Annotated in this window: 18 protein-coding genes and 1 pseudogene; 15 read left to right on the top strand and 4 right to left on the bottom strand. The window is 71.9% G+C overall.

Annotated features, from left to right (window positions below):
- The first annotated feature begins 89 nt into the window (after positions 1 to 89).
- The 7 genes from ACZ592_RS01185 (at position 90) to ACZ592_RS01215 (ending at position 7574) form a co-directional block, all read left to right on the top strand.
- Positions 90 to 1349: an LLM class flavin-dependent oxidoreductase gene (locus ACZ592_RS01185; RefSeq protein ID WP_471579380.1), complete on the top strand. Its 1260-nt coding sequence runs from the start codon at positions 90 to 92 to the stop codon at positions 1347 to 1349.
- Complete coding sequence (locus ACZ592_RS01190) at positions 1349 to 2815, top strand: alpha/beta hydrolase (RefSeq protein ID WP_471579381.1); 1467 nt, start codon at positions 1349 to 1351, stop codon at positions 2813 to 2815. Before ACZ592_RS01185 ends, ACZ592_RS01190 begins: the two co-directional genes overlap by 1 nt.
- Before the next feature lie 81 nt (positions 2816 to 2896).
- Positions 2897 to 4300: a DUF6421 family protein gene (locus tag ACZ592_RS01195; protein ID WP_471579382.1), complete on the top strand. Its 1404-nt coding sequence runs from the start codon at positions 2897 to 2899 to the stop codon at positions 4298 to 4300.
- A gap of 26 nt (positions 4301 to 4326) precedes the next feature.
- Positions 4327 to 5067 (top strand): SDR family NAD(P)-dependent oxidoreductase, encoded by a 741-nt coding sequence (locus ACZ592_RS01200; protein WP_471579383.1) that lies wholly within the window; start codon positions 4327 to 4329, stop codon positions 5065 to 5067.
- Entirely contained in the window at positions 5064 to 6134 is a 1071-nt protein-coding gene (locus ACZ592_RS01205) for a threonine aldolase family protein (RefSeq protein WP_471579384.1), read from the top strand. Before ACZ592_RS01200 ends, ACZ592_RS01205 begins: the two co-directional genes overlap by 4 nt.
- Positions 6135 to 6241: 107 nt before the next feature.
- A complete protein-coding gene (locus ACZ592_RS01210; RefSeq protein ID WP_471579385.1) occupies positions 6242 to 6835 on the top strand; it encodes a transglutaminase domain-containing protein in 594 nt (197 codons plus the stop codon).
- 28 nt (positions 6836 to 6863) lie between these two features.
- A complete protein-coding gene (locus tag ACZ592_RS01215; protein WP_471579386.1) occupies positions 6864 to 7574 on the top strand; it encodes a B3/B4 domain-containing protein in 711 nt (236 codons plus the stop codon).
- Between the two features lie 10 nt (positions 7575 to 7584).
- Here the strand turns inward: ACZ592_RS01215 and ACZ592_RS01220 are convergent, their stop codons facing one another.
- Positions 7585 to 8310 (bottom strand): lysophospholipid acyltransferase family protein, encoded by a 726-nt coding sequence (locus ACZ592_RS01220; RefSeq protein ID WP_471579387.1) that lies wholly within the window; start codon positions 8308 to 8310, stop codon positions 7585 to 7587.
- A 191-nt stretch (positions 8311 to 8501) separates the two neighbouring features.
- Here ACZ592_RS01220 and ACZ592_RS01225 point away from each other — a divergent pair, with 191 nt between their 5' ends.
- The 4 genes from ACZ592_RS01225 (at position 8502) to ACZ592_RS01240 (ending at position 11656) form a co-directional block, all read left to right on the top strand.
- Entirely contained in the window at positions 8502 to 8873 is a 372-nt protein-coding gene (locus tag ACZ592_RS01225; RefSeq protein ID WP_471579388.1) for a thioredoxin family protein, read from the top strand.
- Positions 8874 to 9107: 234 nt separating this feature from the next.
- Positions 9108 to 9617 (top strand): flavin reductase family protein, encoded by a 510-nt coding sequence (locus ACZ592_RS01230; protein ID WP_471579389.1) that lies wholly within the window; start codon positions 9108 to 9110, stop codon positions 9615 to 9617.
- Between the two features lie 231 nt (positions 9618 to 9848).
- On the top strand, positions 9849 to 10634 hold the full coding sequence (locus ACZ592_RS01235; RefSeq protein WP_471579390.1) for an electron transfer flavoprotein subunit beta/FixA family protein: 786 nt from the start codon (positions 9849 to 9851) through the stop codon (positions 10632 to 10634).
- A gap of 59 nt (positions 10635 to 10693) precedes the next feature.
- A complete protein-coding gene (locus ACZ592_RS01240; RefSeq protein WP_471579391.1) occupies positions 10694 to 11656 on the top strand; it encodes an electron transfer flavoprotein subunit alpha/FixB family protein in 963 nt (320 codons plus the stop codon).
- Between the two features lie 58 nt (positions 11657 to 11714).
- On the opposite strand, the gene ACZ592_RS01245 is transcribed toward ACZ592_RS01240, so the two are convergent.
- Positions 11715 to 12611 carry an endonuclease/exonuclease/phosphatase family protein gene (locus tag ACZ592_RS01245; RefSeq protein WP_471579392.1) on the bottom strand — a complete coding sequence of 299 codons (897 nt, stop codon included), beginning with the start codon at positions 12609 to 12611 and terminating at the stop codon, positions 11715 to 11717.
- Positions 12612 to 12854: 243 nt separating this feature from the next.
- Between ACZ592_RS01245 and ACZ592_RS01250 the strand changes: the two genes are divergently transcribed.
- From ACZ592_RS01250 to ACZ592_RS01260, 3 genes and pseudogenes are all read left to right on the top strand, one after another.
- Positions 12855 to 14147 carry a DUF6986 family protein gene (locus tag ACZ592_RS01250; RefSeq protein WP_471579393.1) on the top strand — a complete coding sequence of 431 codons (1293 nt, stop codon included), beginning with the start codon at positions 12855 to 12857 and terminating at the stop codon, positions 14145 to 14147.
- Between the two features lie 75 nt (positions 14148 to 14222).
- Positions 14223 to 15982, top strand: a pseudogene (locus ACZ592_RS01255) (serine/threonine-protein kinase).
- Between the two features lie 43 nt (positions 15983 to 16025).
- A complete protein-coding gene (locus ACZ592_RS01260) occupies positions 16026 to 16511 on the top strand; it encodes a hypothetical protein (protein ID WP_471579394.1) in 486 nt (161 codons plus the stop codon).
- Positions 16512 to 16612: 101 nt separating this feature from the next.
- On the opposite strand, the gene ACZ592_RS01265 is transcribed toward ACZ592_RS01260, so the two are convergent.
- Positions 16613 to 17680: a LacI family DNA-binding transcriptional regulator gene (locus tag ACZ592_RS01265; protein WP_471579987.1), complete on the bottom strand. Its 1068-nt coding sequence runs from the start codon at positions 17678 to 17680 to the stop codon at positions 16613 to 16615.
- 182 nt (positions 17681 to 17862) lie between these two features.
- Between ACZ592_RS01265 and ACZ592_RS01270 the strand changes: the two genes are divergently transcribed.
- On the top strand, positions 17863 to 18831 hold the full coding sequence (locus tag ACZ592_RS01270) for an ROK family protein (protein ID WP_471579395.1): 969 nt from the start codon (positions 17863 to 17865) through the stop codon (positions 18829 to 18831).
- 245 nt (positions 18832 to 19076) lie between these two features.
- Here the strand turns inward: ACZ592_RS01270 and ACZ592_RS01275 are convergent, their stop codons facing one another.
- Positions 19077 to 21140 (bottom strand): NPCBM/NEW2 domain-containing protein, encoded by a 2064-nt coding sequence (locus ACZ592_RS01275; protein WP_471579396.1) that lies wholly within the window; start codon positions 21138 to 21140, stop codon positions 19077 to 19079.
- Positions 21141 to 21227: the final 87 nt, after the last annotated feature.

The following is a 21227-nucleotide window of genomic DNA, read 5'->3' on the forward strand; positions in this document are numbered from 1 at the left end:
CTTGCGACTTGTGGACCTGACGGCTAGTCATATGACTGTTAGGAACATCAAGGGTTCAAGCCGCATCGGCACAACTCCCTGGAGGGCACGTGAAGTTCTCCGTCATCTTCGAGGCGCAGCTCGCCGACCCGACCGTCGAGCGTGAGCACCAGGTCATCCGCGACAGCGTCGAACAGGCCGTACTCGCCGAGGAGATGGGGTTCGACCGCATCTGGGCTGTCGAGCACCACTCCCTCAAGTGGTACGCGCACATGAGCGCGCCGGAAATCTTCCTCACGTGGGTCGCCGCGCGCACCAGCACCATCAGGATCGGGCACGGCGTCGTCTGCATGCCGTTCAACTTCAACCACCCGGCGCGGGTCGCCGAGCGCGCCGCCATGCTGGACCTGCTCTCCGGCGGGCGGCTCGACCTGGGCGCGGGCCGGGGCGGCACGGCGCAGGAGACGTCGCTGTGCGGGGTCGACAAGGACCGTACGACGCAAGAGGTCGAGGAGGCGCTGCGGATCATCGGGAAGGCCTGGGAGAAGGAGGAGCTCGAGCATCACGGCCCGCTCCTCGACATCGGCCCGCACCCGATCCTGCCGCGCCCGAAGCAGACCCCGCACCCCCCGCTCTTCCTCGCGTGCAGCAGGACCGAGACGCTGACGCAGGCGGCCGAACTCGGCGTCGGCGCCCTGGTGATGGGCTTCGCGGGACCCGAGTCGATCGCCGGGATGCGCCAGGCGTACGACGCGGCCGTCGCGGCCCGCACCGACGCGCGATGCGTGTCGAGTGTCGTCAACGACCACTTCTCCGTGCTCTGCCCGACGATCGTGCTCGACGACGGCGAGGCGGCGCGGCGCGTCGGCATCCGAGGCCAGCGGTTCTTCGCGCAGTCCATCGGGCACTGGTACGGCGGGGCGGGCATCCCCGACGAAGCGGTCGTCGAGGGCAGCGACGAGGCCGCCGAGATGCGCAAGGCCGCCGAACAGGTCGTCGCCCGGCTCCACGAGCACAACATTCCGGTGCGCCCCACCTCGACGGCCACGTTCAACGCCGACCACGCCTACGGCACCGCGGACGACGCCATCGCCTACGTGGAGCGGCTGCGCGACGCGGGGGCCGACGAGATCATGTGCCTCATCCAGATGGGCACGGTCCCGCAGGAGGCGTGTCTGGAGACCCTGCGGCAGTGGGGCGAGAAGGTCATCCCGCACTTTCGCGCGCGGGAGGCGGAGGGGGCCGCGGGGGCGGCGGAGGCAGCGGCCAAGGTGGCCGAGCCGCCTCGGGAAGCCGGGGGAGCCGGGGAAGCCGGGGGAGCCGGGGGAGCCCGAGGGGCTCAGGAGGGCGAGGAGGCGGGCGCCCGCTGATGCGACCCGTGCCCCGACGCCGCCGCGATCCGGCCGTCCCTGCCGAACGGCACGGCTCCGGGCCGGTCGAGTCCGGCGAGGAGGCCCGCCCTGCCTCGGCCGTACCTGCCGGGGGCGGCGGCTCCGGCCCGGTCGTCCCCGCCGAAGCGGGCGGCTCCGGTTCGCCCCTCCCGGCTGGGGGTGGCCGCTCCGGTTCGTCTCTCCCCGCTGGGGGTGGCCGCTCCGGACCGTCCTTCCCCGCCGAAGCGGGCGGCTCCGGTTCGCCCCTCCCTGCTGGGGATGCCTGCCCCGGAGCGTCCCTCCCCGCTGGGGGCGGCGGCTCCGGTTCGTCTCTCCCCGCCGGGGGTGGCCGCTCCGGTTCGTCCCACCCCGCCGGGGGTGGCCGCTCCGGTTCGTCCCACCCCGCCGGGGGTGGCCGCTCCGGACCGTCCCTCCCCACCGGGGGCGCCCGCCCCGGACCGTCCCTCCCCGCCGAAGAAGCCCGTCTCGACCCCCTCGCCCGCCCCCTCGTCCACGCCCTGACCGCCGCCTTCCCCGATCTCGGCGGCAGCGTCACCGACGCCGCCGAGGCGCGCGGGATCCTTGCGGCGGCGCCCTCCTCCGGGAAGCGGCCGGCCGTCGTCGGGGCGGTCGTGGACCGGACGATCCCGGGGGTGCGGGACGCGCCCGAGATCCCCGTGCGCATCTACCTCCCGGACCCGGAGCGGCACGCAGGGCCCCGCCCGACCGTCGTCTTCTTCCACGGCGGCGGCTACACGCTCTGCGGCCTCGACTCCCACGACGCCACGGCCCGGGGACTCGCCGCCGGGGCCGGCGCCGCCGTGGTCTCCGTCGACTACCGCCTCGCCCCCGAGCACCGCTTCCCCGCGGCCGTCGACGACGCGTACGCGGCCCTGTGCTGGGCCGCCGCCGCGTGCGGCAGGCTCGGGGGCGACGCGGGCGCCCTCGTCGCCGCGGGGGACAGCAGTGGGGGCGGGCTCGCCGCCGCCGTGGCCCTCAGGGCGAGGGACGAGGACGGGCCCGCCGTCGCGCTGCAGGTCCTGCTCTACCCCGTCCTGGACGCCGCCCAGGACACCCCCTCGTACCGGGAGAACGCGCACGGCTTCTTCCTGACAGCCCCGCACATGCGCTGGTTCTGGGAGCAGTACCTCGGCCCCGACGGCGACGGCGCGCACCCTTTCGCCTCGCCGCTGCGCGCCCCGGACCTCGGGGGGCTGCCGCCCGCGCACCTGGTGACCGCGGGCTGCGATCCGCTGCGCGACGAGGGGCTGGCCTATGCCGAGCGGCTGCGCGCGGCCGGCACGGACGTCACCGTGGCCCACTACCCCCGGATGTTCCACGGATTCCTCGGCTTCCCCGAGCTGCTTCCCGACGCGGCACAGGCCCTCACCGATGTGGCAGAAGCAATCGAGTCAGCCGCTGATCGCAGGAAAAACAGCGGCCTGGAAGGGGGTGGCACAGGATAATTTCCGGAGACCCCCCTTGTCGCGGAGAACCTCGCATGCATACGGTGTTCATACGCGAGGTTCTCCCGTGGAAGGTGGGTCATGACGGAAATTCTTGTGCAGGCGGGTACGGAGGGTGCGGTTCCTTCCGCTGGTGGGCGGGTGGTGGACCACCCGGCGTGGCCGGTGCTCAAGGATGCCGTGGAGGACGTCAGGCCCTGGCAGTCGGCCGACGGATCCATTGACTTCGCGGCGGACGGCGCCCCGCCGAGAAGCCTCGCCGAACTCGCCGTGGACCGCGTCATAGCCGCGGTCGAGGAGCTCTCCCCGCTCCTGCCGCACGACGCCGCGTACCACCGTGCGCTCGTCGCGGACCTGCGCCGCTGGGCCGACGGCGGCTTCGAGGTGCCGGACTTCCTCGACTCGCTGCTCGCCTTCCAGCCCGCCGCGCACCGCGAGGACGGCCTGCAGCACCTGGTCGTCTTCCCGATGTACACGCAGAACGGGAACCCCGACCGCAACCTCGAGGCGGTCGTGCTGCGCATGGTCTGGCCCGACTGGCTGGCCGAGCTCGAGCGCACGCGCTACGACAACCCGCTCTTCTGCGGCATCACCTTCGAGGACTTCACCGCCGGGTACGACACGAACTCGGCCGTACTCTTCCCCGAGACCATCGCCGTGCGCGAGGCCCCCGAGCGCTTCTCCTGGGGCGGCATCTTCTGCGACCGCGAGGCCGCCCGCTTCCGCCGCGTCACCGAGGCCGCCGTGGACCTCCTCGGGCTCGAACTGCCCGACGACATCCGGGCGATGGTGGGCGACCAGGACCGCTGCCAGCAGGCGTTCGTCCTGTGGGACATGGTCCACGACCGCACCCACAGCCACGGCGACCTGCCGTTCGACCCGTTCATGATCAAGCAGCGCCAGCCCTTCTGGATGTACGGCCTGGAGGAGCTGCGCTGCGACCTCACCGCCTTCAAGGAGGCCGTGAAGCTGGAGGCCGACGGCGTCCCGCAGGCGCGCGACGTGCAGTACGCGGTCCTCTTCGACCGGATGTTCCGTTTCCCGGTCACCGGCGACCGCGTCAAGAACTACGACGGCCTCGGCGGCCAGCTCCTCTTCGCCTACCTCCACAAGCACGACGTGGTCCGCTGGACCGACAACCAGCTCCGGATCGACTGGGAGCGCGCCCCGCAGGTCACCAACCAGCTGTGCGGCGAGATCGAGGACCTCTACCGGGCGGGCATCGACCGCCCCAAGCTGGTCCACTGGTTCGCCGCGTACGATCTGGTGTCCCGGTACCTCGCCCCGCACCCCGGATCGCGCTGGGCCAAGGGCCCGGACGCCCTGGACACCTCGCTTCCGCCGCGCAAACTCGTCGACGATGTGCTTCCTGACGAGTTTCCGCTCAGCATGTTCTATGAGGCGCTCTCCAAGAAGCTGAAGAACGTGATCGCCTCCACGAAGGGGATCACGGCTTCCTCGGGCGTCGAGAAGGCTGCCGCGTGAGCGGCCGCCAGGAGGAGGCGAGGACCATGTCCGCACTCGATGGAGCCGTCGTCGCGGTGGCCGGAGCCGCCGGACCCGCGGGGCGTGCCACCCTGCTCAGGCTGGCCGAGGCAGGGGCCACCGTCGTGGCCTCGGACGCCGACGCGGCGCGCCTGGCCGAAGCGGTGGACGCGGCGCGGTACGCACACGGCGGTGCCACCGTCATCGGCGACACGGTCGACCTCCTCGACCTCGACGCGGCCCGCGAGTGGGCGACGCGCACGGAGAAGGAGTTCGGGCGGATCGACGGCCTGGTCCACCTCGTCGGCGGCTGGCGCGGCAGTGCCAGCTTCGCCGAGACCGACCTCGCCGACTGGGACCTCCTCGAGAAGCTCCTGATCCGCACCGTGCAGAGCACCTCCCTCGCCTTCGAGGAGGGCCTGCGCCGCAGCGACCGAGGCCGCTACCTGTTGATCAGCGCCGCCGGTGCCTCCAAGCCCACCGCGGGCAACGCGGCGTACTCGGCCTCCAAGGCGGCCGCAGAGGCCTGGACGCTCGCGCTCGCCGACGCCTTCCGCAAGGCGGGGGGCGAGGACGGGCCACGCGCGGCTGCTGCGATCCTGGTGGTCAAGGCGCTGGTGCACGACGCGATGCGCGCGGAGCGGCCCAACGCGAAGTTCGCGGGCTTCACGGACGTCAAGGAGCTGGCCGAGGCCATCGCCGGCGTCTGGGAGCGGCCCGCCGGGGAAGTGAACGGAAACCGCCTGTGGCTGACCGAGAAGCCGTGAACCCTCCGAAGACCGACGCCCGGCGGCACCACGACCCGGACGTCCGCGGCTTCGCGAGCGACAACTACGCGGGAGCCCACCCCGAGGTGATGGCCGCCCTGGCGCTCGCCAACGGCGGCCATCAGATCGCGTACGGCGAGGACGACTACACGGCCAACCTCCAGCAGGTGATCCGAGGTCACTTCGGGCCCACCGCCGAGGCGTTCCCCGTGTTCAACGGCACGGGTGCCAACGTCGTCGCGCTCCAGGCGGTCGCCGACCGCTGGGGCGCGGTGATCTGCGCCGAGTCCGCGCACATCCACGTGGACGAGGGCGGCGCCCCCGAGCGCATGGCCGGCCTCAAGCTGCTCACCGTGCCCACGCCCGACGGCAAGCTCACCCCCGAACTGATCGACCGGCAGGCGTTCGGCTGGGACGACGAGCACCGCGCGATGCCGCAGGTCGTCTCGATCGCGCAGAACACCGAACTGGGCACGCTCTACACGCCCGACGAGATCCGCGCGATCTGCGACCACGCCCACCAGCTGGGCATGAAGGTGCACCTGGACGGCTCCCGGATAGCCAACGCCGCGGCCGCCCTCGACGTCCCCATGCGGACCTTCACCAACGCCGTCGGCGTCGACATCCTCTCGCTCGGCGGCACCAAGAACGGTGCGCTGTTCGGCGAGGCCGTCGTGGTCATCAACCAGGACGCCGTGCGTCACATGAAGCACCTGCGCAAGATGTCCATGCAGCTCGCCTCCAAGATGCGCTTCGTCTCGGTGCAGTTGGAGGCCCTGCTCGCCAAGGACCTGTGGCTGCGCAACGCCCGGCACGCCAACGAGATGGCGCAGCGCCTCGCCGAGGGCGTCCGCTCCGTGCACGGCGTGGAGATCCTCTACCCGGTGCAGGCCAACGCCGTCTTCGCGCGGCTGCCGCACGACGTGAGCGAGCGCCTGCAGAAGCGGTACCGCTTCTACTTCTGGGACGAGGCGGCGGGTGACGTCCGCTGGATGTGCGCGTTCGACACCCGCGAGGAGGACGTCGACGGCTTCCTCGCGGCGCTCAAGGAAGAGATGGCGCGCTGATCCACCACGCGTAGGGCCACCTGAGCTTACGTGGATAGGTGCATAGATATACGGTCGACCGTAAAGGCATTGACGCGCGGTCGACCGTATTTCTATTCTCTCGTCGCATGCAGCTGATCCAGGAAACCCCTGACCTGTCCGCCTACTTGGCCGCGGACGAGGTCATCGATCACCACCACCCGCTCGTGCGCGAGACCGCCGCACGCCTTGCCGCGACGGCCACGGATTCATACGTATACGCGCAGGCCGCCTATGAGTATGTACGTGACGCCATTCCGCACTCCGCCGACAGCGGCGACCTGCGCGTCACCTGGCGCGCCTCCGACGTCCTGGCGCAGGGCACCGGCATCTGTCACGCGAAGGCGCACGCGCTCGCCGCGCTGCTGCGCGCCGAGGACATCCCGACCGCGCTCGCCTATCAGCGGCTGACCCATGACGCCGGCACCGGCCACTGCGTGCACGGGATGGTCGCCGTGCGCTTCCGCGGACGGTGGCACCGGCAGGACTGCCGCGGCAACAAACCGGGCGTCGACGCGCAGTTCTCGCTCACGGGGGAGCGGCTGGCCTACGTGCCCGACGCCGAGGACAGTGAGATGGACTATCCGGTACTCTATGCTGTACCGCACCCGGTGGTCCTGCGCGTCCTGAAGAGCGCCCCGGACCGGCCGTACCTGTGGGAGAACCTTCCCGACGCGCTCTGACGAGCCCCGACGCAGCAAGGCGCCCCGAATGACCGTCCCGCCCCTCTCGCTCACCGTCTCCGACGAGGTGCGCGCCCTCGCACCCGGTTTCACGCACCTGGTCATCGAGGCCCACGGGCTCGTCAACGGACCCAGCACCGACGGCACGTCGGCGCTCCTCGACGACGCCGCCCGACGCCTCGCCGCCCGCCTCGACGGCCGCGCACCGCACGAGGACCCGCACATGTCCGCCTGGCGCGCCGCCTACACCGCGTTCGGTGCGAAGCCCTCACGCACCCGCAACTCCGCCGAGGCACTGGCCAAGCGGGCGCTCGCCGACGGCGGCCTGCCGCGGATCAACGTCCTGGTCGACCTGTACAACGCGATCAGCGTGGCCCACCTGATCCCGGTCGGCGGCGAGGACCTGGACCTGATCAAGGGCGGCATGCGCCTCGTGCGGGCCGCAGGCGACGAGGAGTTCGTGACCGCGGCGGCGGGGGAGCGGGTCGTGGAGCACCCCGACGCGGGCGAGGTCGTGTGGTGCGACGACGAGGGCGTCACCTGCCGTCGCTGGAACTGGCGCCAAGGCCCGCGCACCCGCCTCACCGAGGAGTCGGTGAACGCGGTCTTCCTGCTGGAGGGCATGGGCCCGGACGCCGGCCTGCGAGCCGCGGGCGCCGAGCTCGTCGAGCTCCTGGAGAAGTTCAGCCCCGGCGCGCGGATCACCGTCCGCGCACCGGAACCGGGCGAACCGTCGTAACGGCTCAGGCTCAGGCCTCGGCGGCCTTCACCTCGGCGGGCGTCGGGGCCGTGCCGCCGAGGTGCGCCGGCATCCACCACGTGTCGTCCGGGCCCTTGGGGCGCACCGGATAGGCGCGCTGCGCGGCCTCCAGGAGCTCCTGGCAGCGCTCGCGCAGACGCCGCGTGATCGCGCCCGCGTACTGGTCCTTGGGCGCTTCCACCGGCTCGCCGACCCGGATCGTGATCGGCGTGTGGCTGCGCTTGAAGTTGCGGGGGTGGCCCTTGGTCCACAGCCGCTGCGTGCCCCACAGGGCCATGGGGATGAGGGGCACCCCGGCCTCCTGGGCCAGGCGCGCGGCACCGGACTTGAACGACTTCAGGGTGAACGACTGCGAGATCGTCGCCTCGGGGAAGACGCCGATGATCTCTCCGGAGCGCAGCGAGGCCAGGGCGTGCTGATAGGCCGCCTCGCCCTGCGTGCGGTCGACGGGGATGTGCTTCATCCCGCGCATCAGCGGACCGGAGATCTTGTGCCGGAACACCGACTCCTTCGCCATGAAACGCACCAGGCGCTTCTGGGGCAGGGCGGCCAGCCCGTCGAAGATGAAGTCGAGGTAGCTGATGTGGTTGCTGACGAGGACCGCGCCGCCGGAGCGTGGGATGTTCTCCGACCCCTTGCAGTCGATCTTCAGGTCCCATGCCTTGAACAGGGTTTTCGCGGCACCGATGACCGGACGGTAGACAAGCTCTGCCATGGGTGGGGAGGGCCCTTCGTTCTCTGCCTGGGGAGGGGGTTCCCGGCGGGAAGTTACGCAGCCGTAGGTTTTCGGCTTTGCGCAGATCGTGCCCCATCAACGGACGGGTGACCAGCCTTGGTGCCGCCGATGCGCGAGATTCTCGTCACGTCGGAATCATCCGGGGCGCGCCGTTGCTGTACCTGGGAGCGATGCCGATCAGGGCGCCGGCCAGGACAGCGGGGGTGGAGGATCACGTGCAGGGACGCGACACCGGGCGACGGCTCGGCGCGGCGGACATCGGGGAGCCGCTGGGGGAGCGGGCGACGCTCGTGCAGTTCTCCAGCGCCTTCTGCCAGCCTTGCCGTGCGACCCGCAGAGTCCTCGCGGAAGTGGCCGAGATGGTCCCCGGCGTCTCCCACGTGGAGATCGACGCCGAGGCCCGACTCGCCCTCGTACGAGAGCTGCGGGTCCTGAAGACCCCGACCGTGCTCGTCCTGGACGCGGCCGGACACGTCGTGCGGCGCGCGGTCGGACAGCCCCGGAAGGCGGATGTGATCGCCGCCCTGGGGGAGGCCGTGTGACCGACCGTCGCGCAGGTCACGGCCCGTGGCGGGAGCCCGGGGCCGTGATCCGTCTTTCATATCCCGGAATGGACTTGACTGCACGCGGCATCTATCGCGAGCCTGCTTTCATGCCTCGGGATCTCCTTCTGTACGAGCGCGTCCACGTGGACCTCGCCCGCCATGCCAGCGCGCGCTGTCCGCAGTGCTGAGCACCGACGTCTTCGCTCGTACCTCCGGCAGAAGGACAATTCCATGACGGCATCGCCAGCCCTCAGCACCCCCCGGACCGCCACCCCCGACCTGCTGCGCTCGGTCTTCCGCCAGCACGCCGCCGGTGTCGCGGTGATCACGGCCGCCCACGGCTCCCGCCCCGTCGGCTTCACCGCCACCTCGCTCGCCTCGGTCTCGGCCGAGCCCCCGGTGCTCTCGTTCGGGATCGGTACCGGCTCCTCGTGCTGGCCCGCGGTCTCCGAGGCCACACACGTCGGGGTCCACATACTCGGCGAGCACCAGCACGAGCTCGCCGCCACGTTCGCCCGCAGCGGAGCCGACCGATTCGGTGCGCCCACGAGCTGGCACGAGGGTCCGCAGGGTGTGCCCGTGCTCGACGGCGCGCTCGCCTGGCTGGTGTGCCGGATCGTCGCGCGCGTGCCCGCGGGCGACCACCGCATCGTGCTCGCCCAGGCCGTCGTCGGTGACCGCGTGGACGAGGGCCGCCCGCTCCTGTACCACCAGGGGCGCTTCAACGCGCTGCGCGACTGAGAGTTCCCGCTCACGGGCCCCTCCCCCGATTACGGAGCGTTGGGAAGGTCACAGTTCAAAGCGCTTGCTCAGTGGGAATGAACTGGGTGTACTCATGAGTAATATTCCGGTCGGAGCGCGGGCCGCCCCGACCGGGATCCGCCGCTTCAGGCGCCTATGCTGCCTGCAAGAAGGCAGTAGCCATAAGCCAAGGCAGCAGCCCAGTAAAGACGATGCAGTAGGAGAGCCGGCGTGAGCTTGAGGATCGTTGTCTGTGTGAAGTACGTGCCCGACGCCACCGGCGACCGGCACTTCGCCGATGACCTGACCGTCGACCGCGACGACGTCGACGGCCTCCTTTCGGAGCTCGACGAGTACGCCGTCGAGCAGGCACTGCAGATCGCCGACGAGGCGGACGACGCGGAGATCACCGTGCTGACCGTCGGCCCCGAGGACGCCAAGGACGCGCTGCGCAAGGCGCTCTCCATGGGCGCCGACAAGGCCGTCCACGTCGAGGACGACGATCTGCACGGCACCGACGTGATGGGCACCTCGCTGGTGCTGGCCAAGGCCATCGAGAAGACCGGCTACGACCTGGTCATCGCCGGCATGGCCTCCACCGACGGCACCATGGGCGTGCTGCCGGCGATCCTCGCGGAGCGCCTCGGCGTCCCGCAGGTCACGCTGCTCTCCGAGGTCTCCGTCGCGGACGGCGTCGTCAAGGGCCGCCGTGACGGCGACACCGCCAGCGAGCAGCTGGAGGCGTCCCTGCCGGCCGTCGTGTCCGTGACGGACCAGTCGGGCGAGGCCCGCTACCCGTCCTTCAAGGGCATCATGGCCGCCAAGAAGAAGCCGGTGGAGTCGCTCGACCTGGGTGACCTGGACATCGAGGCCGAAGAGGTCGGTCTCGAGGGTGCCTGGACCAAGGTCGACTCCGCCGCCGAGCGTCCGGCCCGCACGGCCGGCACGATCGTCAAGGACGAGGGCGAGGGCGGCAAGCAGCTGGCCGAGTACCTCGCGGGCCAGAAGTTCATCTGAGCTTCAGTCACCCCCTCAACCGCCCCAACTTCTTCGTAATCGCAGGAGATTGAAGTCCCATGGCTGAAGTTCTCGTCTACGTCGACCACGTGGACGGCGCCGTCCGCAAGCCCACCCTGGAGCTGCTGACCCTGGCTCGCCGCGTCGGCGAGCCCGTCGCCGTCGCCCTCGGCTCCGGTGCCGAGGCCACCGCCGCCACGCTCGCCGAGCACGGCGCGGTCAAGGTACTGACCGCCGACGCCCCCGAGTTCGCCGACTACCTCGTCGTACCGAAGGTGGACGCCCTCCAGGCCGCGTACGAGGCCGTCTCCCCGGCCGCCGTGCTCGTCCCGTCCTCCGCCGAGGGCAAGGAGATCGCGGCCCGCCTCGCGGTCCGCATCAAGTCCGGCATCATCACGGACGCCGTCGACCTCGAGGCCGGCGACGAGGGCCCGGTGGCCACGCAGTCCGCGTTCGCCGCCTCCTACACCACCAAGTCCCGCATCTCGCAGGGCACCCCGGTCATCACGGTCAAGCCGAACTCGGCCGCCGTGGAGCCCGCCCCGGCCGCCGGCGCCGTCGAGGCCCTCGCCGTCTCCTTCTCCGAGAAGGCCACCGGCACCAAGGTCGTCGCGCGCACCCCGCGCGAGTCGACGGGCCGCCCCGACCTGACCGAGGCCGCGATCGTGGTCTCCGGCGGCCGAGGTGTCAACGGTGCCGAGAACTTCTCGATCATCGAGAACCTCGCCGACTCACTCGGTGCCGCCGTCGGCGCCTCGCGCGCCGCGGTCGACGCCGGCTGGTACCCGCACTCCAACCAGGTCGGCCAGACCGGCAAGTCGGTCTCCCCGCAGCTGTACATCGCCTCCGGCATCTCCGGCGCGATCCAGCACCGCGCCGGCATGCAGACCTCGAAGACCATCGTGGCCATCAACAAGGACGCCGAGGCCCCGATCTTCGACCTGGTCGACTACGGCGTGGTCGGCGACCTCTTCGACGTCGTCCCGCAGCTCACCGAAGAGGTCAAGACCCGCAAGGGCTGAGCTCCTCGACCGTCCGAGGCCCTCGTTCCCGCTGCCGCGGGACGGGGGCCTCGGCGCGTCACAGCGTCAGGCTCGCCTGCACCGGCAGGTGGTCGCTCGGGAACTGCCCGCCCAGCGAGAACGTGTTGATCGCCGCCTCGTGGACGTGCACCCCGGGGGTCGTCAGGATCCAGTCGATGCGGTCGCCGTCCGGGGTGAGGGGCTTGTAGCCGTGGAAGGTGGCGTACGCCTTGCCGCGCCGGTCCGCCGCGTCCCAGGAGTCGACGAGGCCCGCGGCCAGGAGCGTGTCGTACACCGGGTTCTTGTGGGCGGCCACGTTGAAGTCGCCCGTCACGACGAGCGGCAGGGAACGGTCGAGGCGGGCGACGCGTTCGGCGATCAGCTCGGCGGCACGCGCGCGTGCGTGCTGGGAGGCGTTGTCGAGGTGGGTGTTGAGCACGTACAGCTCGTCGTCCGTGCGCAGGTCGTGGAAGCGCACCCAGGTGACCATCCGGATGGAGCCGCCGCCCCAGGTGTTGGAGCCGATGACGTCCGGGGTGTCGGAGAGCCAGAAGTGGTCGTACTCGACCGGGGCCAGCCTGCGGGTGTCGTAGAACACGGTCATGAACTCGTCGCGGCTGCCGCCCGCGCGTCCCGTGCCGATCCAGTCGTAGTGCGGGGCGAGGTCGGCCGCGATGTCCCGCACCTGCTGGTAGAGCCCCTCCTGCGTGCCGATGACGTGCGGCCTGGCGCGGCGCAGCAGCTCCCGGGTCACCGGGCGGCGGTCGGCCCAGGTGTTCGGCGGGGTGGTGCTCGCGTAGCGGAGGTTGAACGACATGACCTCCAGGCGGCGGCCCGGACGCGGCACGGCGTGCGCGGGACCGGCGGACAGGGCGGTGAGGAGGGGCAGCGCGGTGGCCGCGGCCACCACCGTCCGCAGGCCGGAACGGCGTGTGACACGGGAGTCGGACGACACACGGTCTCCTTCGGTTCGGGGCGCGCGGTCAGGATGGGGTGCGCGCGTACGGGTGCGGAAGCAGGATCTGAGACAGCGGGAGAAGAATCCGGGACAAGCGTGAACTCCCGAGGTCGGGGACGGGTCCACGACACGAGAGGGTGTTGACCAGCACGAAGGTCGCAGATAACTTCGCTATACGGATTGTTGATTCCGTGGAGCGGAAATGCCGGGCGCGGCACCGAGCGTGTGGAGGATGCAGGAATGGGTCAGCAAGAGAAGGTGGCAACGAGCCTCGCCGGCGCGGTCAGCGAGGGCATCAGCGCTTCCCTCGCCCCGGTGGACGCGAAGCTGGAGCGCCTCTACCCGGGAGACCCAGGCACCCGCCAGCCCGTCCACACCGTGTACGTCCCCGGTGAGCAGTTCGACGCCGCCTCGATCCGTACGTGGGGCGACAAGGCGCTGGCGATGCTCGACGAGCACGCCCCCGATGCTGCCTCCTTCGCCGCCGTCCTCGGCCTGGGCGACGACCTCGCGGAGGCCGTCTACGCGCGCGTGCGCACCAAGCTGGAGCGCGAGCCCGTCGAGGACCTGCGCATCGACTTCGAGGACGGCTACAAGGGCGCCGACGAGGACCAGGACGCCGCCCGCGCGGCCCGCCTGGTCGCCGAGGCCTACAAGAACGGCACCGCCGCCCCGTACATGGGCATCCGCATGAAGTGCATGGAAGAAGCGGTACGCGACCGGGGCATCCGCACCCTCGACATCTTCCTGTCCGGACTCATGGAGGCCGGCGGCCTGCCCGACGGCCTCGTCCTGACGCTGCCCAAGGTGACCTACCCGGAGCAGGTCACCGCGATGGTGCGCCTCCTGGAGGCGTTCGAGAAGGCGCGCGGCATCGAGCCGGGCCGCATCGGCTTCGAGATCCAGATCGAGACCAGCCAGTCCATCATGGCCACCGACGGCACCGCCGCCGTCGCCCGCATGATCCAGGCCGCCGAGGGCCGCGCGACCGGACTCCACTACGGCACCTTCGACTACAGCGCCTGCCTGCACGTCAGCGCCGCCTACCAGGCCAGCGACCACCCGGCCGCCGACCATGCCAAGGCGGTCATGCAGGTCGCCGCCGCGGGCACCGGAGTCCGCGTCTCCGACGGCTCGACCAATGTCCTGCCCGTCGGCACCACATCGCAGGTCCACGACGCCTGGCGGCTGCACTACGGCCTCACCCGCCGCGCCCTGGCCCGCGCCTACTACCAGGGCTGGGACATGCACCCCGGCCACATCCCCACCCGCTACGCCGCCGTGTTCGCGTTCTACCGCGAGGGCTTCGAGGCGGCCGCCGCGCGCCTGGCCGCCTACGCGGGGCACCACGAGGGCGGCGGCGTGGCCGACGAGCCCGCCACCGCCAAGGCCCTCGCCGGGTACCTGCTGCGCGGACTGGACTGCGGCGCCCTCGACGCGGGCGAGGTGACCCGTCTCACCGGCCTCACCCTGGCCCGCCTGCAGGGCTTCTCGGGCCCGCGGCGCGGCGACCTCACGGTGTCGGGCAAGTAACACCGGCCACCGCCTGTCACAGCTGCCCCGTACTCTGTACGCCACGGAACGTGGTGTCGCAGGAACGGGGCAGCGGTGCATTCGGGGGACCAGGAACACACGGACGGGGTCGGCAGACTCCTCGCCGGGCGCTACCGCGTCACGGCGCAACTCGGGCGCGGCGGCATGGGGGTCGTGTGGCGCGCCGTCGACGAGGTGCTGCACCGCGAGGTCGCGGTCAAGGAACTGCGCACGTACACGGACGCGGCCGGGCCCGAACTGGCCGATCTGCGCCTGCGGATGCAGCGTGAGGCCCGGGCGGCCGCCCGGGTGCGCCACCCCGGAGTCGTCGCCGTGCACGACGTCGCGGAGGTCGAAGGACGGCCGCTCATCGTCATGGAGCTCGTCGAAGGCCCCTCCCTGGACGACGTGCTGCAGAGCCGCGGCACCCTGGACCCCCGCGAGGCCGCCGGCATCGGCGCCCGGGTGATGGAGGCCCTGGCCGCGGCCCACCAAGTGGGCGTCCTGCACCGGGACGTGAAGCCCGGCAACATCCTCCTGGAGTCCGGCGGCCGCGTCGTCCTCACCGACTTCGGCATCGCCACCATGGACGACCCCGGCGACGGCTCGGCCACCCACCTCACCCGCAGCGGCGAACTGGTCGGCTCACTCGACTACTTGGCGCCCGAGCGCGCCCAGGGCCACGACCCGGGCCCCGCGTCCGACGTCTGGGCGCTGGGTGCCACGCTGTACGCCGCGGTCGAGGGCTCCTCGCCCTTCCGCCGTACGTCGACGTGGTCGACGCTCACCGCCATCGTCGTCGACCCGCTGCCCGAGCCGCGCCGCTCGGGGCCGCTGACCGCGGTGCTGCGGCAGCTGATGGACAAGGACCCGCAGGCACGCCCCGACGCGGAGGATGCGCGGCTGCTGCTCGCCGGTGTGGCGTCGGCGGGGCGGGGGGAGACGGGAGCGACCTCGCCACAGGGGCTCGCTCAGGCGCCGTACGGGGCGACGGAACGCAGCATCCCGAGCGCACCCCCGCCGGGCTTCGGGCCGCCCCCGTCCGCGACGCCGCAGGCCCCGCACCGAGCCCCGCTCCGTACGTGGTGCAGCAGGCCCCCGCGGCTCCCGCGAGCCGGGCCGAGACGCGCACCGCCCAACGCCCGCGCCGGGGAAGGGCGTTGCTCGCCGCGGTCGCCGTGGCCGTCGTCCTCGCCGCGACCGGCGTCACCGTCGCCGTCCTCAACGGCAAGGGAGACGGCGGCACGCAGGCGCGCGAGGGCGCGGGCCCGGCCGGCGCGGGCCAGGCCGAGGACGACGGCAGCCGCGGACCGCTCGGCGGCGAGTCGAAGCGCCCCGACCCGTCGGGGCAGGGCGACGAGAAGCCCCGCAAGCCGAAGGGCGACCGGTCCGCCGGCGCGGACGACGGCGCGGACAAGGCCGAGAGAGCCGACAAGGCCGACAAGAAGCGCAAGGATCCCTCCGGCGGCGACAAGGACGACGACGGCGACAAGTCCCCCTCGCGCCCCGACCCCACCACCAAGCCGACCGAGGGCGGCGGATCGGCGACGGACCCCGCCTGTCACCCGGCGGGCGGCGGGAAGTACAACTGCCAGGTCTGGCGCGGCGCGAAGTCGTACACGGCGGCCGGCGCCGAGGCGGGCACCCTCAACGCGGGCACCAACTACTTCTACTGCCAGCAGAACCTGGGCCGCCGCGAGACGTACGGGCAGTGGACCAACGTCTGGTGGGCCAGGACGGACGACGACAGCGGCAACACCGACGTCTTCGTCAGCGACGTCTACCTCAAGGGCGGCGGCAACGACAAACCGCTGCCGGGCCTGCCCACTTGCTGATCCCAGGACGACAGTGACCCGGCGCGGGAGAGGAGGGGAATCGATGAGCGGAACCCCGGGCGCGGGCGGCCCCGCGGCGCTGTACGCCCGCATGGAGGTCGCGACGGCGGGCACGGACTACCGGCTGCAGCCGACGGAGAAGGGCTTCGACGTGGCCGTGGACGTCCCGCAGGCGCTCCGCAGCTCCACGCAGGTGCACACCTACCGCGTCGAACTGCACCCGCGGGACAGGACGTTCACCATGACCGATGTCGTGCGCACCCGGCAGCACGGCGCGATCGGGGCGGCGGGCGTCAAGGTGGAGGTCGGCCGCAGCCGGTACCGGACCTGGGGCACCTCGCCGGACAGCGGCGAACGCTTCTCCTTCTCGTCCGCAGAGGGCCACCGTCTGATCCGGGACGCGGCCGACGAGCTCGGCTGGCAGGAGCTCCGGCCGGCGACGCAGAAGGCCGCGCGCGTCTTCGGTGTCGTCGGCGGCCTCGTGGCGCTCGGCACGCTGATCGCCCTCGGCATCGTCTTCCTGCTCTGAGCAGGCCCATCGGCCCCCGAGCGGAGCTCGACACTCGACAGCAGGAGCAGGAGCAGGAGCAGGCACGGCCCGCACCAGGAGCGCCCCCCCAGAGTGCTCCGTCAGGGCGCGGGCGGCAGCTCGCCCGATCCGCGGGTGATCAGGCGCGTGGGCAGCTCGACCCGCTCCGGCGTCTCCGAGGCGCCGTCGAGCTGCCGGAACAGCCGCTCCGCCGCCGTCCTGCCCAGCTGCGCCGCGTCCTGCGCGACCACGGTCACGCCGGGGCTCAGCAGATCCGCGAGCTCGATGTCGTCGAAGCCGACCAGGGCCACCGGACGGTCGAGCGAGGCCAGGACCCGTACGACCGTCACCGTCACACGGTTGTTGCCCGCGAAGACCGCCGTGACCGGCGCGGGGCCGCCCAGCATCTCCTCGGTCGCCGTGCGCACCCGCTCCGGATCGGTGACGCCGAGCGACACCCACTCCTCGTCGACCGGGATGCCCGCGTCCTCCATCGCCGCCCGGTAGCCGCGCAGCCGCTCTATGGCGGTGTGGATGCGCGGCTGGTCGCCGATGAAACCGATCCGGCGGTGACCGTGGGCGATGAGGTGCGCGACGCCGTCGCGCGCGCCGCCGAAACTGTCGGAGAGCACCACGTCGGCGTCGATCTTCCCGGCGGGCCGGTCGACGAAGACGGTGGCGACACCGGCGGCGATCTCCGGCTCCAGATAGCGGTGGTCGTCACCGGCGGGGATCACCACGAGCCCGTCCACCCGCCGCGCGCACAGCGCGAGCACCAACTCCTGCTCGCGGTCCGGGTCCTCGGCGCTCGACCCGTTGATGAGCAGCGCGCCGTGCGCCCGTGCGACCTCCTCCACGGCGCGGCTCAGCGGGCCGTAGAAGGGGTCGGCCAGGTCCTCCAGGACGAGGCCGATGCTGGCGGTGCGGCCCTTGCGCAGCACGCGCGCGCTGTCGTTGCGGCGGAAGCCCAGGGCCTCGATGGCCTCCTGGACGCGGCGCTCGGTGTCGGGTGTGACGCCCGGCTCGCCGTTGACGACCCGCGAGACCGTCTTGAGGCCGACTCCCGCGCGCGCGGCGACGTCCTTCATGGTCGGCCGGTTGCCGTAACGGTTCTCGGGTCGTCGGGCGGCGGTCTCGGCCACGATGCGCTGTCCTGTCCTGTCGTCCACGATCTCGTCCACGTGCTCACCGGTGGGACGTTCCTGGGGCGGCCGCGGTTTCGCCGGTCCGTGCCTCGGACCCTCCATGAGCATGTGGCGTCGAGCATAGGGCCTGGACAACGTTGTCAGATGCAAGGGAGACTGACCTTCGCACTCTCCGGCCTGCCGATACACCAGGAGACCCGTTACAGATGCACATGGACCTCGTCGCCGCACTCGACATCGGCGGCACCAAGATCGCCGGCGCCCTGGTGGACGGGCACGGCCGGATCCTCCTGCGCGCCCAGCGGCCCACGCCGGCGCGCGAGGACGGCGACACGGTGATGCGGGCGGTCGAAGAGGTCCTCGCGGAACTGACCACCAGTGATCTGTGGGGCCGGGCGACGGCCGTCGGCATCGGCAGCGCGGGTCCCGTGGACGCGTCGGCCGGCACGGTCAGCCCCGTCAACGTCCCCGGCTGGCGCGGCTACCCGCTGGTCGACCGGGTCCGCGCGGCCACCGGCGGCCTGCCCGTCGCCCTGGTCGGCGACGGCGTGGCGATGACCGCGGCGGAACACTGGCAGGGCGCGGCCCGCGGCCACGACAACGCGCTGTGCATGGTCGTGTCGACGGGAGTCGGCGGCGGCCTCGTCCTCGGCGGCAAGCTGCACCCCGGGCCCACCGGCAACGCGGGCCACATCGGCCACATCAGCGTGGACCTCGACGGAGACGCCTGCCCGTGCGGAGCGCGCGGCTGCGTCGAGCGGATAGCCAGCGGCCCGAACATCGCGCGCCGCGCCATGGACGGTGGCTGGACCCCGGGCCCCGACGGCGACACGTCGGCGGCCGCGGTGGCGACCGCCGCGCGCGCCGGCGACCCGGTCGCGCTCGCCTCGTTCGAGCGGGCGGCCCAGGCGCTGGCCGCCGGGATCGCCGCCACGGCCACGCTCGTCGAGATCGACATCGCGGTGATCGGCGGGGGAGTGGCCAAGGCCGGAGACGTCCTCTTCACGCCGCTGCGCCGCTGTCTGCGGGACTACGCCACGCTCTCCTTCGTGAGTCGGCTGACCGTGGCGCCCGCCCTGATGGGCACGGACGCGGGGCTGGTGGGTGCGGCGGCGGCCGCGCTCGACGTCGCGCCGAGCGCGGCGGTGCGGCTGGGGAGTGCGGTGGGGGGCTGAGGCCGGCCTCGGCCGCCGGGAGTCCGCGCGTCGGGACGCGGGGAGTCCGCGTGTCGGGATGCGGCTCCCGAGCCACCCTCTGTGTGCCCCCGCTCGCGTGCTCCTTCCGTGCGGCTGCCGTCCCGATCCCCTGCGGGTACTGCTCCGTTACGGGCGTGGGCGGCAGGAGCCCCATGCGTGGCGGGAGCGGGCGGGCGCGGCCCGGCGACGCGACCGCTCCCGCCCCCTCCGTGCGTCTCGGCAGCTCAGCAGCTCAGTGTGGCCTCCGCCCAGTCGCCGTGGTCCGAGTCGATGCCGTCGCCGCCGTCCGTGACGACGAGGCGGACGGTCCGGGCGCCGCTCACGTCGGCGGACAGTTCCCGCGCGGGCATGGCGTTGGTGAGCACCCCGGTCGCGGCGGCCTTCTCGCCGTCCGCCCAGATCTCGAAGGCGACCGTGCCCTTCGCGAGCGTCTCGTCGTCGAGGCCGACCTGCGCGGTGACCTTCTCGCAGGCGCCGGCGGTGTAGTACTCGACGGTGCTCTCCGCGTGCACGCCGAGCCCCTTCGCGTACGCCTTCCCGCCGATGGTGATCGGCCTGCCGTCGCCCGAACCGCTCTCGCCGTTACTGGTGTCGCGTTCCACGGGCCCCCAGCCGTTCGTGGTCGACAGCCACGGCAGGTCGCCCAGGAGCGAGGTGCCGGCGGGCGGTGCGACGACCACCTGGGCCGTCACCGGCAGCACCTTCTCGGCCCGCACGCCCTTCGGTGAGCGGTAGGTGGCCTTGAGGGACACGTCGTAGGGACCCGGCTTCGTGCCCGCGGGCGCGGTGACCGTCCAGGACGTCGCGAGTGTCCCACCGGTCCGCAGTGAGCGTGCCGTGCTCGGCGACGTGGCCCGCACGGCCCAGCCCGAGGGGGCGCCGAGGGTGACGGAGACCTGCTGAGCGGACGTGCGGCCCAAGTTGGTCACCTTGGAGGTCACCTTCGCGGCCTTACCGCTCTCCACGAACAGGCCGTCGTCCACGCCCAGTTCGGCGGCCGGCGGGTGGTGTGCCCATGTGCCGTCGGCGGCCACGCGCAGCAGTACGGTGCCGTGTGCGGGGACGGTCGCGGCGATCCGGCCCGCCGTGTTGTAGCTCTTGTGCTGCCACAGGTCGCGCAGGGTGTACGCGTCGGCCCCGGGCAGTCCGACCGCCTTCGCCGTCGTGGCGACGGACTGCGCGTTGCCGGTCTCGTTGAACAGTGCGACGGCGCGGCTGCCGTCCTTCATCTCCTTGGCGACGACCCAGCGTCCGTCCTGCGACGAGACGACTTCGCCCTGCTTGCCCAGCGGGTCCTGGTCGAGGGCGATGACCTCTTCGTTGCCGAGGATCTCGAAGGTCTCGGGGGTGGCCTTGCGCAGGTCGGAGCCGATGAGCAGGGGGGCGGCCATGATCGACCACATCGAGAAGTGCGTGCGGTACTCGGTGTCCGTCATGCCGCCGTTGCCGACCTCGAGCATGTCGGGGTCGTTCCAGCGGCCCGGTCCCGCGTGCGCCGCGAGGGGCAGGTTCTGCTTCATGATCGACAACATGGATCCCCAGCTGTCGCTGATGTCGCCGGTGGTGCGCCACAGATGGCCGACGTCGGCAGCCCACTCCCAGGGCTTGTTCTCGCCCCATTCGCAGATGCTGTAGACGATGGGCCTGCCGGTGGTCTCCGAGGCGGCCTTCAGCGCGTCGCGCATCGTGATGTACCGCTGTCTGGCGTCCACGCCTTGGTTGTTGCAGTTGTCGTACTTGAGGTAGTCGACACCCCACTCCGCGAACTGCTGGGCGTCGCTGCGCTCATGGCCGAGCGCGCCGGGAAAGCCCGCGGAATTGCAGGTCTTGGTTCCCGCGCTGGTGTAGATGCCGAGCTTGAGGCCCTTGGCGTGGACGTAGTCGGCAACTGCCTTGATCCCGCCGGGAAAACGCTCGGGGTCGGGTACCAGCTTGCCGTTCGCGTCGCGTTGCGGAAGGGCCCAGCAGTCGTCGAGATTGACGTACTCGTACCCGGCGTCCTTGAGGCCCTTCTCAAGGAAGAGGTCCGCGATCCCCTTGACCATCTCCTCGTCGAACTCGGCCCTGCAGTGGGTGGAGTTCCAGTTGTTGAACCCCATGGGCGGGGTGAGCGCGAGCCCGTCGGGCAGCTTCACGCCGGGGTCGGCGGCGGCCTGGTGAGAGGCGGCCGCCCGGTCGGCGATGTCCCGCGCCGCGGCGGGCGTGGCGAGCCCGGCGGCGCACAGCAGGGCGGCGGTCAGCGATCCGACCACTCTCCGGCGGATGGTGCGGGTGGGGAGATGACGCATCGTTACGTTCCTCCGTACTCGCGAAAGATGGGGGCTTTGCATGTACGTGCCACGCGCGCGTTTACGGTAGGGCTTGTTGGACTGTGT

Source organism: Streptomyces sp. NPDC040622 (assembly GCF_055593965.1).